The organism is Actinoplanes hulinensis, assembly GCF_019429605.1.
In the GTDB taxonomy this organism is placed as follows: domain Bacteria; phylum Actinomycetota; class Actinomycetes; order Mycobacteriales; family Micromonosporaceae; genus Actinoplanes; species Actinoplanes campanulatus.
In genome coordinates this window covers 1-14,000 of the sequence record NZ_JAHXZI010000033.1, presented here as the reverse complement: position 1 = coordinate 14,000, position 14,000 = coordinate 1, and the positions used below count along the sequence as shown (strand labels likewise).

At 70.0% G+C, this 14,000-nt stretch carries 14 protein-coding genes; 7 read left to right on the top strand and 7 right to left on the bottom strand.

The window, feature by feature from the left end:
* Positions 1–29 precede the first annotated feature (29 nt).
* A complete protein-coding gene (locus KZ829_RS39815; RefSeq protein WP_220149025.1) occupies positions 30–1,592 on the bottom strand; it encodes a sugar transferase in 1,563 nt (520 codons plus the stop codon).
* Between the two features lie 177 nt (positions 1,593–1,769).
* Positions 1,770–2,630, bottom strand: coding sequence for an Fpg/Nei family DNA glycosylase (locus tag KZ829_RS39810; RefSeq protein WP_220149024.1), 861 nt, complete (start codon positions 2,628–2,630; stop codon positions 1,770–1,772).
* 24 nt (positions 2,631–2,654) lie between these two features.
* Here KZ829_RS39810 and KZ829_RS39805 point away from each other — a divergent pair, with 24 nt between their 5' ends.
* Positions 2,655–3,830 carry a glycosyltransferase family 4 protein gene (locus KZ829_RS39805; RefSeq protein ID WP_220149023.1) on the top strand — a complete coding sequence of 392 codons (1,176 nt, stop codon included), beginning with the start codon at positions 2,655–2,657 and terminating at the stop codon, positions 3,828–3,830.
* A 549-nt stretch (positions 3,831–4,379) separates the two neighbouring features.
* Here the strand turns inward: KZ829_RS39805 and KZ829_RS39800 are convergent.
* The 3 genes from KZ829_RS39800 to KZ829_RS39790 are packed head-to-tail and all read right to left on the bottom strand — an operon-like array spanning position 4,380 to position 7,004.
* Positions 4,380–5,243, bottom strand: a complete 864-nt coding sequence (locus tag KZ829_RS39800; RefSeq protein WP_220149022.1) for a CDP-alcohol phosphatidyltransferase family protein — start codon at positions 5,241–5,243, stop codon at positions 4,380–4,382.
* Positions 5,224–6,285, bottom strand: coding sequence for an iron-containing alcohol dehydrogenase family protein (locus KZ829_RS39795; RefSeq protein ID WP_220149021.1), 1,062 nt, complete (start codon positions 6,283–6,285; stop codon positions 5,224–5,226). The genes KZ829_RS39800 and KZ829_RS39795 overlap by 20 nt, the downstream gene beginning before the upstream one ends.
* The gene (locus KZ829_RS39790; RefSeq protein WP_183226462.1) at positions 6,273–7,004 is read right to left on the bottom strand and encodes a phosphocholine cytidylyltransferase family protein; all 732 of its coding nucleotides are present in this window, start codon (positions 7,002–7,004) and stop codon (positions 6,273–6,275) included. Before KZ829_RS39790 ends, KZ829_RS39795 begins: the two co-directional genes overlap by 13 nt.
* A 121-nt stretch (positions 7,005–7,125) precedes the next feature.
* Between KZ829_RS39790 and KZ829_RS39785 the strand changes: the two genes are divergently transcribed.
* From KZ829_RS39785 to eccB, 3 genes are all read left to right on the top strand, one after another.
* Positions 7,126–8,220, top strand: coding sequence for an aminotransferase-like domain-containing protein (locus tag KZ829_RS39785; RefSeq protein WP_220149020.1), 1,095 nt, complete (start codon positions 7,126–7,128; stop codon positions 8,218–8,220).
* Between the two features lie 79 nt (positions 8,221–8,299).
* Entirely contained in the window at positions 8,300–9,415 is a 1,116-nt protein-coding gene (locus tag KZ829_RS39780) for a magnesium and cobalt transport protein CorA (RefSeq protein WP_220149019.1), read from the top strand.
* A 48-nt stretch (positions 9,416–9,463) separates the two neighbouring features.
* Positions 9,464–10,795 carry a type VII secretion protein EccB gene (eccB, locus tag KZ829_RS39775; protein WP_220149018.1) on the top strand — a complete coding sequence of 444 codons (1,332 nt, stop codon included), beginning with the start codon at positions 9,464–9,466 and terminating at the stop codon, positions 10,793–10,795.
* 2 nt (positions 10,796–10,797) lie between these two features.
* On the opposite strand, the gene KZ829_RS39770 is transcribed toward eccB, so the two are convergent.
* On the bottom strand, positions 10,798–11,319 hold the full coding sequence (locus tag KZ829_RS39770; RefSeq protein ID WP_220149017.1) for a hypothetical protein: 522 nt from the start codon (positions 11,317–11,319) through the stop codon (positions 10,798–10,800).
* 167 nt (positions 11,320–11,486) lie between these two features.
* Between KZ829_RS39770 and KZ829_RS39765 the strand changes: the two genes are divergently transcribed.
* Together KZ829_RS39765 and KZ829_RS39760 are read left to right on the top strand one after the other, a co-directional pair.
* Positions 11,487–12,011 (top strand): peptidylprolyl isomerase, encoded by a 525-nt coding sequence (locus tag KZ829_RS39765; protein WP_188120390.1) that lies wholly within the window; start codon positions 11,487–11,489, stop codon positions 12,009–12,011.
* Positions 12,012–12,033: 22 nt separating this feature from the next.
* Positions 12,034–12,945 carry a rhomboid family intramembrane serine protease gene (locus tag KZ829_RS39760; protein ID WP_220149016.1) on the top strand — a complete coding sequence of 304 codons (912 nt, stop codon included), beginning with the start codon at positions 12,034–12,036 and terminating at the stop codon, positions 12,943–12,945.
* Here the strand turns inward: KZ829_RS39760 and KZ829_RS39755 are convergent.
* Positions 12,938–13,345, bottom strand: a complete 408-nt coding sequence (locus KZ829_RS39755; RefSeq protein WP_220149015.1) for a PH domain-containing protein — start codon at positions 13,343–13,345, stop codon at positions 12,938–12,940. The genes KZ829_RS39760 and KZ829_RS39755 overlap by 8 nt on opposite strands.
* Positions 13,346–13,453: 108 nt before the next feature.
* On the opposite strand from KZ829_RS39755, the gene KZ829_RS39750 reads away from it, so the two are divergent.
* Complete coding sequence (locus KZ829_RS39750) at positions 13,454–13,870, top strand: hypothetical protein (RefSeq protein WP_220149014.1); 417 nt, start codon at positions 13,454–13,456, stop codon at positions 13,868–13,870.
* The last annotated feature ends 130 nt before the right edge of the window (positions 13,871–14,000 follow it).

Genomic DNA, 14,000 nt, shown 5'->3' with positions numbered 1-14,000 from the left:
TACGACATCGTGGTGTTGATCTTGAGGATTTAGTAGGCGCCCTTGCGCTTCAGGACCACCCAGATGGTGCGCCACAGGATGCTCAGGTCGTAGGTGAGTGACCAGTTGTCGACGTAGTAGAGGTCCAGCCGCACCGCCTCGTCCCAGGACAGGTCGGAGCGGCCGCTCACCTGCCACAGGCCGGTCATGCCGGGGCGGACCAGCAGGCGCCGGCGGACGTCGCCCAGGTAGTCGCCGTCGTCCGCGGGCAGCGGGCGCGGCCCGACCAGGGACATCTCACCCTTGAGCACGTTGATCAGCTGGGGCAGCTCGTCCATCGAGGTGGCCCGCAGCTTCGCACCGAAGGCGAAGATACGGGGGTCCTGCTTCATCTTGAAGAGCATGCCGTCGGACTCGTTGAGTTCGTCCAGCGTGGCCTTGCGCTCCTCGGCGTCCACGTACATGGTCCGGAACTTCCACACCCGGAAGGTGCGGCCGTCGTGGCCGACCCGGGTCTGCCGGAAGAAGACCGGACCAGGGTCGGAGAGGCGGATACCGAGCGCGATGAAGGCCAGGATCGGGCTGATCATCAGCAGGCCGAGACCCGCCGCGACCCGGTCCATCAGGTTCTTGACCAGCCAGCCGGGGCCGGAGAGCGTCGGCTCCTCGACGTGCAGCAGCGGCAGGCCCTCGATCGGGCGGATGTGCACACGCGGCCCGGCGATGTCGGTGAGCTGCGGTGCGACCACCAGATCGACGCCGGTGCCCTCCAGCTGCCAGGCCAGGCGGCGCAGCTCGCCGGGCTCAGCGCTGGCCGAACCGCAGACCGCGATCGTGTCGGCGCCGACCTCGCGGACCAGGGAGAGCACGTCCCGTCCGGCGTAGACCGGGACCGGCGTCTCGATGCCGCGGGCGGCCGCGTAGCCGTCGGTGAGGTGGATGGCGACCGGGATGAGGCCGGCGGCCGGGCTGCGGGTGACCGCGGTGTAGACCTCGAGTGCCTCGGGCAGCGTGCCGACCAGCACCATCCGGTGCGCGCCGTGCCCGGTGCTGCGCCGGGCGAAGTGCAGGAACTGGCGGGCCGTCACCCGGCAGATGAGGATCAGCAGCAGGGCGCTCAGCGACACGGTGGCGACGGTCCCGCGGGACAGGTCGGCCTTGGTGGCGAACGCCAGCAGCGACACGCAGGCCACGACGGTGACCGACGCGCGGACGACGCGCTTGAACTCCTCGCTGCCCAGGCCCAGGTAACGGCGGTCGTAGGTGCCGTTGGTCCACAGCACCAGCAGCCAGCCGAGGGGCAGCACGATGTAGGCGTAGAGGATGAACGACTCGGAGGTCGAGAAGCCGGCCCGCGACTTCTCGAGGAAGCTGGCGATGTAGCTGGCGCCGACCACCGAGAGCAGGTCGAGCACGATCAGAGCCAACGTGTAGGGCCGGTGCCAACGGGAGAGGCGACGGCTCGTGCGGCTCCAGACGTTGCGGGGCACCCCGTTGCTCGGTGGCTGTTCCTGCCACTCGAAGCTTTCGTACCGCACGGGTTTGCTCCGGCTGCTGTTGTCGGTAGATGGGCGATGCAGGCTAGTAGTCACTTCGCCTACGTCCTCCCGCATCCGGAAAAAGATTACGCACCGCCACGACCTTGGGATCGTCGGCGGGTCCGCCGCTACCCGTTCGCGTCACAACGGTTGCCATGGACCGGGCCACTATACCGATGGATCGGCCGGAGAGAAGGTGACGTTGCGGCCGCAATCCTTACATGTACGCACAGTGATGATTTCGTGGCAGGATCACCGCACCAGTTTGGAGAGCCGTCGATCAGCCAGCGGTTTTCCGCCGGTCTGACAGGTCGCGCAGTACTGCAGGCTCTTGTCGGCGAAGGACACCTCCCGGACCGTGTCGCCGCAGACCGGGCAGGGCAGGCCGGTCCGCGCGTGGACCCGCATCCCGGCTCGTTTCTCGCCTTTGAGCTCGGCGGCCTTCTGCCCCACCGACCGCTCGACGGCGTCGGTCTCGATCTCCCGCATCGCCGCGTAGAGCGCGTCGATCTGCTCGTCGGTCAGCTTTCCGGTAAGTGCGAAAGGGGACAACTTGGCCGCGTGCAGGATCTCGTCGGAGTAGGCGTTGCCGATCCCGGCGAGCGCCTCCTGATCGACCAGGACACCCTTGATCTGCCCGTTGCGGCCGCGGATCCGCTCGGCGAACTCGTCCCGGGAGACGGCCAGCGCGTCCGGGCCGAGCCGGGCCACGCCGGGCACCTCGGCCGGGTCCCGCACCAGGTAGACGGCGAGGGACTTCTGGGTGCCGGCCTCGGTCAGGTCGAACCCGGAGCCGTCGTCCAGCCGCACCCGGACCGCGATCGGCCCGCTGCCCGGCTTGAGCGGGGCCGGCGACTTGAACGAGTCCCGGTAGTGCAGCCAGCCGGCCCGGGCCAGGTGGACGATCAGGTGCAGATCGTCACCGAGGCCCACGTCGAGGAACTTGCCGTGCCGGCCGGCCGTGGTCAGCGGCATGCCGGTGAGTGCGGTGGGCGCCGGATCGTAGGTCTTCAGGGCGCTGAACGAGGCCACTTCGAAGCGCTGGACGGCGCGGCCGACGGCCCGCTCGCGCAGGTATGCCGCGAGCGCCTCGACCTCGGGGAGTTCGGGCATTCCCTCACGGTAGCGTTTGCCGGCATGAAGGTGGTGGTAGCGCACAACCGGTACCGCGAGGCGATCCCCTCCGGCGAGAACGTCATCGTCGACACGGAGATCGGTCAGCTCCGGGAGGCCGGGATCGACGTGGTGCCGTTCCAGCGCAGTTCCGACTCGATCGGCTCGCTGTCATTGGCGGGGAAGGCGCTACTCCCGGTCTCGCCGGTCTACGGAGCCGAGGCCCAGCGTGACCTGACCGCTCTGCTGACCACGGAGAAGCCGGACGCGCTGCACCTGCACAACCCGTACCCGTTGCTCTCGCCTTGGGTGATCCGGACCGCCCACGCGCACGGCGTCCCGGTGGTCCAGACCGTGCACAACTACCGGCAGGTCTGCTCGTCGGGGCTGTACTTCCGGGACGGGCACAACTGCCAGGACTGCCGCGGCAAGGTGCTCGGCTGGCCGGCGGTCAAGAACCGCTGCTACCGCGGCTCGGCGGCGCAGAGCGCGATCATGGCGACCACGCTGGCCGTGCACCGGCCGACCTGGCGCTCGGTGGACCGCTACATCGCCCTTACCGACAAGATCGCCGCGCACCTGGCCGACTACGGCATCCCGGACGACCGCATCGTGATCAAACCGAACGGCCTGCCCGACCCCGGCGCCCCCGCGCCGCTGGGCGAAGGTTTCCTCTACGGCGCCCGGCTGTCCCCCGAGAAGGGCCTCGGCCTGCTCCTCGACGCCTGGCGCCGGCACCCCGACGGCAGCCTCGGCACCCTGCGCATCGCTGGCGACGGCGAACTCCGGCCGCTCGCCGAGCAGGCTGACCGAGACCGGTCCGACGTCACCTACCTGGGCCCGCTGGACCGGGCCGGGATGACCGCGGCCCGCCGTGACTCAGCCGTGGTGATTGCCGTCCCCACCTGGGAAGACGTCCTGCCAACGGTGATCCTGGAGGCGATGTCCACCGGCCGGGCGGTCCTGGGCACCGCGGTGGGCGGCATTCCCTACATGGTCGGTACCGGTCCCGACGCCGCCGGCTGGCTGGCCGAGCCCGACCCCGCCGCCCTGGCCGCCGCGCTCCCGCTGGCCCGAGCCGGTGCCCCCGCCGCGGCGCTCGCCGCCCGTGCCCGCTACCAGCAGCACTTCCACCCCGACGTCCTCACACCCCGCCTGATCTCCATCTACGAGGACATGTCCCGCCACGCCCACAAATAACCCGCCCGCGGTACGGCGCGACGCCCGCCCACTCCCGCACTCCACGCGATGCGCCGCCCGCCCACTCCCGCACTCCACGCGATGCGTCGCCCGCCCACTCCCGCACTCCACGCGATGCGTCGCCCGCCCACTCCCGCACTCCACGCGATGCGTCGCCCGCCCACTCCCGCACCCACGAGATCTTGGACATTCGCCCACCCCGTCCGGTGGGAATTCGTCCAAGATTTGGCGTGTGCGGCGTCCGTGGGTGCTTCGTCGCGTTCGCCGGCCCGCGTTCGCCGGCCCGCGTTCGCCGGCCCGCGTTCGCCGGCCCGCGTTCGCCGGCCCGCGCTGCGCGATCTTGGACGATCTCCTACCTTATCCGGTGGGAATTCGTCCAAGATTTGGCGTGTGCGGCGTCCGCGGGTGCTTTGTATCGCTCACCACCCCGCACCGCGCGATCTTGGACGTTCGCCCACCTCTTCCGGTGGGAAATCGTCCAAGATCCGGCCCGTGCCGCGGGGTGCGGCGGGGCGGTGGGGCGGTGGGTGCGGTGGGCGGGTGGCGGGCTCAGGCCTTTAGGGACTCGCGGCCGGCGAAGGCGATGCTGGCGGCGAGGAAGCCGCCGTTGATCAGGGTGAAGAGGGCCACGAACCACACCGCGAACTGAGGGGCCATGGTGAGGACGACGCCGGCCAGGGCGATCACGGCGCCGTAGTCGCGGACCAGCTTGGCCGCGCGGATCGGCAGCGACCTGCCGGTCACCATGCTGGCGGCCTGGCTGCCGGTCTGCATGACCGAGGTGACCAGGTTGACCATCCAGGTGGCGGCGAAGGCGGCGAGCAGCCACGCCGGGGTGTCCGGTTCCTGGGCGGCGGCGGTCGCGGACAGCGCGGCCACCAGCGACGCCTGGACGGCCACGTCGCAGAGCACGTCCAGCCGGCCACCGGCGGGGCTGCTCTGGCCGGTGACCCGGGCCAGCTGGCCGTCGGAGCAGTCGAACGCGTACGCCAACTGCCAGCCGATCAGCGCGAGCAGGCCGATCGGCGCGGCCCAGACGCGGCCGTCGGCGACCGGGCCGGCGGCCGCGATGACGATGAACGACGTCAGGCAGCCGATTCCCAGGTTGAGGATGGTCAGCACGGTCGGCGTGAGGCGGCGTTTGTGTGCGCTGACCGCGATCCGCGCGCCGATCCGCTGGCTGATCGCCTCGCTGAAGAGGCCACCGCCACGGTTGACCGCGTAGTAGTCGGCGGCGGTGGGCGTACCGGTGAAGGGTCTGCCGGAAGGCCCGGGCGGCCCGGCGGCGGGCGACGGCGCGGGATTGTCGATCCGGGTGGGATTGACCGGAGCGGACCGGGCCGTCGGCGGCCGGCCACCCTCGACGGGAGGGTGACCGGCGCCGTGGCCGGACTCAGAGGGTCGCGAGGGCATCGTTGTATTCGGCCAGCTTCTGCCGGGTCTGCTCCGGCGTCATGGCGAGGTGTTCCAGGATGGTGTAGCGGTCCGGCCGGGTCCGCGGCGCGAACTCGATGGCCTGGACGAACTGTTCGACGTCGAGCCCGACGTCGGACGGCGTACGCGGAAGCTGGTGCCGCAGCAGGCAGTCGGACATCTGCTTGAGCCGTCGCTCGTCGCCGCGCAGGAAGGTGCAGAACAGCGCACCGAGTCCGGCGAGTTCACCGTGCGAGGCGGTGGACGGGAAGAGCGAGTCGATGGCGTGCATGATCTCGTGGCAGCCGCCGCTGGACGGCCGGCTGCTGCCGCACACCGCCATCGCCAGGCCGCTGGAGATCAGCGCCTCGGCCAGGACCGTGACGAACGCGTCGTCGGACATGTCGCCGGGCATGGTCAGCACCGCCTCGGCGCCCATCCGGGCGAGGGAGGCGGCCAGGCCGTCGACGGGCTCGCCGCGGACCTGGCGGGCCAGCTCCCAGTCGGCGAGCGCGCTGATGTTGCTGATCACGTCGCCGATGCCGGCCCGGTTGACCAGCTCCGGCCCGTTCTCCACGAAGTCGAGGTCGACGACGACGCCGAACGGGATGTGCACCCCGTACGACCCCTTGATGCCGTCGTTGATCAGGCTGGCCACCGGCGAGGCGATGCCGTCGTTGGCGAGGCTGGTCGCGACCGAGACCATCGGCAGGCCCCAGCGGCTCGCCGCGTACTTGGCGGTGTCGACGGTCTTGCCGCCGCCGATGCCGACGACCGCGTCGAAGTGGCCGGAGCGCAGCTTGCCGGAGAGCTCCAGCGCCGCGTCGAGGGTGCCGCCGCCGGTCACGAAGATCTCGGCCGAGGTGAGTGACGGGCGGAGCAGGTCGACGACCTTCTCGCCCAGGCCCGGCCCGACCACCACGGCGACCTCGCCGCCGGAGGAGATCCGGCCGTCGGCGAGGATCTTGCCGAGGTCGGCGACCGCACCCCGCCGCACCTCGATGTGCAGCGGGGTCTGGACGCTACGGGCTAGTAGCGGCATGCGATGTCCCGGGCCTTCGCCAGGTCCTCGTGGTTGTCCACCTCGACCCAGGGCACGTCGCCGATCTGCGCGGCCCGGACCTCGCCGCCGCGGTCCGCGTACAGCTGGAAGCCGTCCTCGTAGAACTGGTTGGGGTCGCGCTCGAAGGTCGCCTTCAGCGCGTCGGCCAGCTTGCCCGCCGCGGCCGGCTCGATGATGTTGGCGCCGATGTACTCCCCGTACGCCTCGGCCGGGTCCATCAGCTTCGTGATTTTGGTGAGCTGTCCATCTTCATTGAAGATGGTCTTCATCTCCTCGTCGGCCAGCTTCTTCACAGTGTCGACGGCGAGGAGGATGCTCGAGCCGCGCGCGGCCAGCAGGGTGTGCTCCACGCTGACCGGGTGGACGGTGTCGCCGTTCACCATGAGCGCGCCCTGGGCGAAGTGGTCCCGGGCGAGCCACAGGGAGTAGGCGTTGTTCCACTCCTCGGCCTTGTCGTTGTGCACCAGGGAGATCTTCACGCCGTACTTCTGCTCGAAGCCCTCGACGCGCTCCTCCACCGCGCCGGCGCAGTAGCCGACGACGATGGTCACGTCCTTGAGGCCGGCGGCCGCGAGGTTCCGGAGCGAGATGTCCATGATCGTGGTCTCCCCGTCAACGGGGACCAGCGCCTTCGGGAGCGTGTCGGTGTACGGGCGAAGCCTGCGCCCGGCCCCGGCGGCGAGTACCAGACCGATCATGGGGTGGTTCCTTCCAGCGATGTGAGGGGTGCCCAGCGAGGATAGCGGCAGGTGTCCCATCCGTAGGACTCGCAAGGGGCGCTGGGGAAATGGTATAGACCCGGCTTCTAAGCTGATGGGCATGACCGCTGAGCAGCTGATCTCCTTCGCCCGTGGCGCCCCGTCGCTGGACATCGTCGACGTGGAGGGCCTGAAGGCCGCGGCCGCGCGTGCCTTCGACGCCGACCCGGCCGGTGTGACCGCGTACGGCACCTCCGTCGGCTATCTCCCGCTGCGCAAGTGGATCGCCGACAAGCACAACGTCTCCCCGGACCAGGTCATCGTCACGAACGGCTCGCTCCAGGCGGACGCCTTCCTGTTCGGCCACCTGGTGAAGCCGGGTGACGACGTCGTGGTGGAGAAGCCGACGTACGACCGGACGCTGCTCAACCTCCAGAACCTGGGCGCCAAGGTGCACCAGGTGACGGTCCAGCCGGACGGTATCGACGTCGAGGAGCTGCGCGCGCTGCTCGAGTCCGGGGTGCGGCCGAAGCTGGCGCACATCATCCCGAACTATCAGAACCCGGCCGGTGTCACGCTCTCCGAGGAGAAGCGGCGCGGCCTGCTCGCCCTGGCCGAGCAGTACGAGTTCATCATCTTCGAGGACGACCCGTACGTGGACATCCGGTTCCGTGGCGAGCCGCTGCCCTCGATGCTGTCGCTGGACTCGAACAGCCTGGTCGTGCACGCATCCAGCTTCACCAAGACGGTCTGCCCCGGCGTTCGCGTCGGCTACCTGGTCGGCCCGGCCGCACTGATCGACGCGATCGCGAAGAAGGCCACCAACCTGTACATCTCCCCGGGCATGGTGTCCGAGGCGATCGTCCACCAGTTCTGTGTCTCCGGCGACATCGAGAAGTCGGTCCAGACGGTCAGCGCGGCGCTGGGCGAACGGGCCCGGGTGCTGGCCGAGTCGATCCGCAAGCACATCCCCGGCGCCACCTTCATCGAGCCGGACGGTGGTTATTTCCTCTGGGTCGACCTGCCGTCGGACGTCGACGTGGACAAGCTGTTCCCGGCCGCCATGAAGAAGGGCGTCGCGGTCGTGAAGGGCAGCGACTTCCTGCTCGAGGGCGGTAAGAGCTCGCTGCGGCTGGCGTACTCCGCGGTCACCGTCGACCAGATCGACGAGGGTGTGCGCCGGATCGCCGAGGCGATCGAAGAGGTACGCGGCTGACGGACCCGCACGCCGGGTGGGCTGCCGTCCACCCGGCGTGGGTACCCTCGGTTGGTTTGTCGTCCCGGGGGAGGTTGGCATGACGGAACGCAGTTGGACCCGTGGCCGGCCCCTGGGCGCGGCCTGGGCGGCCCGGATGCGCGGGCTGCTGAACAACGGCGAGCACACCGAGCCCGGCGACGCGGACGCCGGCGAGCCGACCTCGGTGGTGGACTGCGGGGTGTACGCGAACGGCCGCCGGATGCCCGGTGAGTTCACCCCCGTCCAGGCGCTGGCCGAGGCCTGCCGGCGGGACGGCGCCTTCGTCTGGCTGGGCCTGCACGAGCCGTCCGAGGCGGAGATGGCCGCCATCGCCCGCACCTACGGCCTGCACGAGCTGGCCGTGGAGGACGCGGTCAAGGCGGAGCAGCGGCCCAAGCTGGAGCAGTTCGGTGACGTGCACTTCCTTGTGCTGCGCACCGCCCGGTACGTGCCGCACACCGAGCTGACCGAAAGCTCCCAGGTGGTCGAGACCGGCCAGATGATGATCTTCATCGGCGAGCAGTTCGTGATCACGGTCCGGCACGGGGACGCGTCCGAGATGGCGCCGGTCCGGGCCGACCTGGAGAGCCGGCGGGCGGTGCTGCTGGAGCAGGGCCCCTGGGCGGTGGCCTACGCGGTGACCGACCGGGTCGTCGACCACTATCTCGAGGTGGCCGACGAGGTCGAGGCCGACCTGGACATCATCGAGGAGGGCGTCTTCTCCCGCGAGCGCAGCGCCCCGATCCAGCAGGTCTACCAGCTCAAGCGGGAGCTCGTGGAGTTCCGCCGGGCGGTGGTGCCGCTGCAACGGCCGCTCGCCTCGATCACGTCGAGCCAGGGCGTCGTGCCCAAGGAGATCCGGCGCTACTTCCGGGACGTCCAGGACCACCTGACCCGTACGGTCGAGCAGGTCTCCTCCTACGACGACCTGCTCAACTCGATCCTCCAGGCCCGGCTCGCCCAGGTGACCGTCGACCAGAACAACGACATGCGCAAGATCGCCTCGTGGGCCGCGATCGCCACGGTCTGGACCGCGTTCGCCGGGGTCTACGGCATGAACTTCGACTACATGCCGGAGACCGACTGGCGGTACGGCTACCCGGCCCTGATCGCCCTGCTGTCCGGTGTCACCGTGCTGCTCTACCGGGCGCTGCGGCGCAACGGTTGGCTTTGAGCCCACGAGGGCCCCACGAGAAATGCCCGGAACCCCTAGAGTGTCGGGGTGCCGTCGCGTCAGGATGAGCTGCACTCGTATCAGTACTCGGTGCAGCGTGTGGTGGCGGCGCTGGTGTCGCATGACCCGGACCCGCATCGTTCCCCGCTGCGCAGGGCCGGTGTCACGGCCCTGATCGGGTTGCTGGTCGCGGCGCTCGCGGTGGGCGGTTTCGCGGCGTACGGGCTGTTCAACGGCCACACCATGGCGAAGGCCACCGACGCCACCTCGGTGCTGGTCGAGAAGAAGACCGGAGCGAGGTATGTCTACCTGCCCGCCGACGGCAGGTTGCACCCGGTGCTCAACTACACGTCCGGCCTGCTGCTGGCCACCGGCAACCCGCCGCAGCTGAAGACGGTCCCGGCCGACGAACTGGCGAAGGTGCCGCTCGGCGCGCCGCTCGGCATCCCGAACGCGCCGGACGCCCTGCCCGCCTCGGGGGACCTGCTCACCGGCGCCTGGTCGGTCTGCACCGACACGTCCGGCGGGCGGCCGCGCAGCACCCTGCTGATCGGCACGGCCCCGGCGGGTGGCGCCGCTCCGACGGCCGGGTTGCTGGTCCGGGACACCGCCGGGCGTACGCATCTGGTGCACGGCGGCAAGCGGTTCCTGATCCCGGCCGCCCGGCTGGACGCCGTCCAGCGGGCCCTCGGGTGGTACGGCACCCGCCCCTGGCAGGTGTCCGCGGCCTGGGTCGACGCCGTCCCGGCCGGTCCCGACCTGGACGCCCCGGTCATCCCGAACTTCCGGCGGGCCTCGGCGGCGATCACCGGCCGCAAGGTGGGACAGGTGCTCACCGCGGACGGCAAGACCTTCGCGCTGGTGCTGTCGGACGGCATCGTGCCGCTGACCGTGATGCAGGCGCGGCTGCTGGCCGCCGTCTACAACCTGTCGGCGCCGGTCACCGTGGGCGCCGAGTTCCTGGAGCTGCCCGAGTCGCGTACCGGGACGAGCCGGTTCGCCGACGGCCTGCCGGCCACCGTGCCGACGCTGGCCGAGGCCCCGAAGAGCGCGTGCATCGCCGCCACCGGCGACACCCTGCGGGTGAACAGCACCTACCCGGCCGGCAGCGCGCCCGGCACCGGCGCCCGGGTCGACCTCGTGCACATCGCCCGAGGTAAGGGGGCGCTGGTCGAGGCGGCCGGATCACCGGACGCCCCGGCCGGCACCGGCACGGTCAGCCTGGTCACCGACGCGGGCCGGTTCTATCCGCTGGCGAGTCGCGAACTACTGGGCCGGCTCGGGTACTCGAACGCCCGCCCGGTACGCGTTCCGGCCCAGTTCATCGCCTACCTGCCGGCCGGACCGGCGTTGGATCCGGTCCGGGCCGCCAAGTCGTAGCGCTACCGAGGGGTCTGCTTGGTCTGATCCGACACGGTGCCGTTGGACGTCGTGTAGACGGTCGGCTCCATCGGCTCGAAAGCGGCGTCGTCGGCCCCGCCGGAATGCGGGCCGGGCTCGTACTCCGCCCACTGCGCCTCACGGCGACGGCGGACGAGGTACGCGGCGCTGATCCCGATCGCGGTGCCGAGCAGCGCGTACCCGGCCAGTTGGCCGCCCCGGCTCTTCTTGTGCCCGACCGCCTTGTCGGCCTTCTTCTGCAGCTTGCGGGCCTGCCTCATCTCCTTGCGGCTGGACTTCTTGGCTGTCTTGCCGGCGTGCCGGACGTTCTCTGACGCGGCGACCAGCGCGGCGAGCGCGCTGTCCCAGCTCTGTGTGGCGGCGTCCCGCGCGGCCGTGGCGGCCGGCTGGACCTTGTCCCGGGCGGCATTGATCGTGGGTGCGACGGTCGCGCTGGTCTCATGTGCCGCGATCGTGGCTGCGCGCTTGAAGTGATCCACACTCTGCCCGAGCTCGTTGCGCATCCGAGCCCTCCGGCTCCGACGGCGAATGGTTGCGAACACCAGTGCCCACCTCCTGTGGTCTCTCCAGCCATGTTGCCTTCTCGGGTACCCCCGCGCGACCGGATCCACGACATGGGGGAGGATCCGAATTGCACGAGATAAGCCCATCACCGCAGACGGGAGTACCCGTGGCCGAGAACCTTTACGCCACCCTTCACACCAATCACGGCGCGATCCGGGTCCAGCTCTTCCCGGATCACGCCCCGGCGACCGTCCGCAACTTCGTGGAGCTGGCCGAAGGCACCAAGGAATACAAGGACCCGCGCACCAATCAGCCGGGCAGTGGGCCGTACTACGACGGCACCATCTCGCACCGGGTCATCGCCGGGTTCATGGTCCAGATGGGTGACCCGACCGGCACCGGCCGTGGCGGCCCCGGCTTCCAGTTCGGCGACGAGTTCCACCCGGAGCTCTTCTTCGACCGGCCGTACCTGCTCGCCATGGCGAACGCGGGACCGGGCACCAACGGCTCGCAGTTCTTCATCACGGTCGCGCCGACGCCGCACCTGAACCGCCGGCACACGATCTTCGGCCAGGTGGCCGACGAGCAGTCCGCCAAGGTCGTCGACTCGATCGCGAACACTCCGACCGGCCCCGGTGACCGTCCCCGTGAGGACGTCGTCATCCAGCGGGTGGAGATCACGCGCGACTGAGCGCTCAAGGTACCTTTGGGTCATGAGTGAGGCTCCGTCGACGGCACCGGTGTGCTACCGCCATCCGTCCCGGGAGACCCTGCTCAGTTGCAGTCGTTGTGACCGTCCGATCTGCACCAGTTGCATGAACGACGCGGTCGTGGGCCACCAGTGCCCCGAGTGCGTCAAGGAGGGTCGCCGCAGTCAGCGGTCGGCGCGCACCGCCTTCGGGGGCGGTCGCGCCGGCCAGCTGGGCTATGTCACGACCGCCATCATCGCGGTCAACTCGCTCGTCATGATCGCCTCGGCGGTCCTCGGTGGCCCGCAGGCCATCATCGGTGGTGGCGGTGGCGGCTTCAACGGCCTGCTCGGCAGCGGCACCCCGCTCACCGACTTCGGTGAGGTGCTCGGCCACGCCATCTACGGCGGCGAGATCCACGGTGTCGCCGAGGGCGAGTGGTACCGGCTGGTCACCGCCATGTTCCTGCACTACGGCGTGGTGCACCTGCTGCTCAACATGATGCTGGTGGCCCAGGTCGGCCGCTACCTGGAGGCCCAGCTCGGCCCGATGCGGTTCGCCGCGCTCTACCTGCTGGCCGGGTTCGGCGGCAACGTGGCGGCCTACGTCTTCCAGCCCGCCAACCAGGCGTCCGCCGGCGCGTCCACGGCCACGTTCGGCCTGGTCATCGGTGCCATCGTGATCAATCGCCGGCTGGTGAAGGACAACAGCGCGTTCACGTCGCTGCTGATCATGAACCTGATCTACACGTTCTTCATCCCGAACATCTCGATCGCCGGGCACCTCGGCGGCCTGGTGGCGGGTGGCGCGACGGCCTTCGTGCTGGCCTACTCCCACCAGCCGCACCGGTCCATCAAACAGGCCGCCGGCTGCGCGGTCATCCTGGCGCTGATCGTGGCCGCCGCGATCGCCCGGACCGCGGCGCTGCTCAGCTGACGGGGCGCAGGTCGGTCAGTTGGGCGGCCACGTCGTCCGGGTCGGCGCCCAGCTCGTTCGCGCCGAGCATGTAGATGGCGTCGCCGGTGTCGATCTCCAGAAGGGCGCCGCGGAGAATTCGCCGGTGGGTGCGATCCACCCGTACCCTCTCGATCTTCGCCCACGGCACCTGCCGGCGGCGGGCGACTCCGGTGACCACCGTGATGCCCTCGTCGTCCGCCGTGAGGCGGACCCGGACCATCAGGTCGCGGACCGCCCAGAGGACCAGGACCGCCGCGGTGACCGCGGCGACCGCCCAGCGCGACGGGTCACCGCCGGCGAACACGGCGGCGAGAGCGAGCACGGCGCCCGCGGTGATCAATTTTGCGATCGGGAGGGCCGGTTTGGCGCGCCATTGCATCGCACCACTATCCCAGAATGATCAGCATTAAATCGGAGCTACCGCTGTAATTCGATATTCAGTGGCGACGGCCGACTCCTTGCTCATTCATCTTCCGTTAACACTTGCATGGACGTGTTCGCCAGTACGTTTCACGCCGCGGCCCTCCCGGGCGCCCACCACCACCTGCCGATCTTCCGGAACTGTGTGGACCCGGACGACCCCGCCATCCTGGTGGCCCGGTGTGTCCGCCCCGGAGCGCCGCTCTCCGGCGACTGGTTCCTGCTGCTGACCCGGCGCCGGATGGTCGTCACCCAGGACACCCGGCCGCTGCACCGGACCCGTCTGCACCTGAACGCCCACCTGCGCCAGGTGAGCAACGTGACCTGGCGGCTCGACCTGTCCAAGCCGGGTGTCGAGCTGGCCTTCACCGCGATGGACGGGGTCCGGGAGCGGCTCCGGATGCGGCTGGGCGACTCCGACACGGTGTGGCGCGTCGAGCAGCTGCTCCGCGACACGTTCGTGAACAAGCCCGCCCTGGTCTAGAGCCAACGCCGTTCAGTTAGGCGGTCCGGGCTGGCGTCAAGGGTGTGTTGATCAGAAAGTAGGAAGCGGAGTTCCGGTATAGAGGTTTGTCACTCCAAGACAACCCACCCCAGGACTCCGCTTGCTCGAT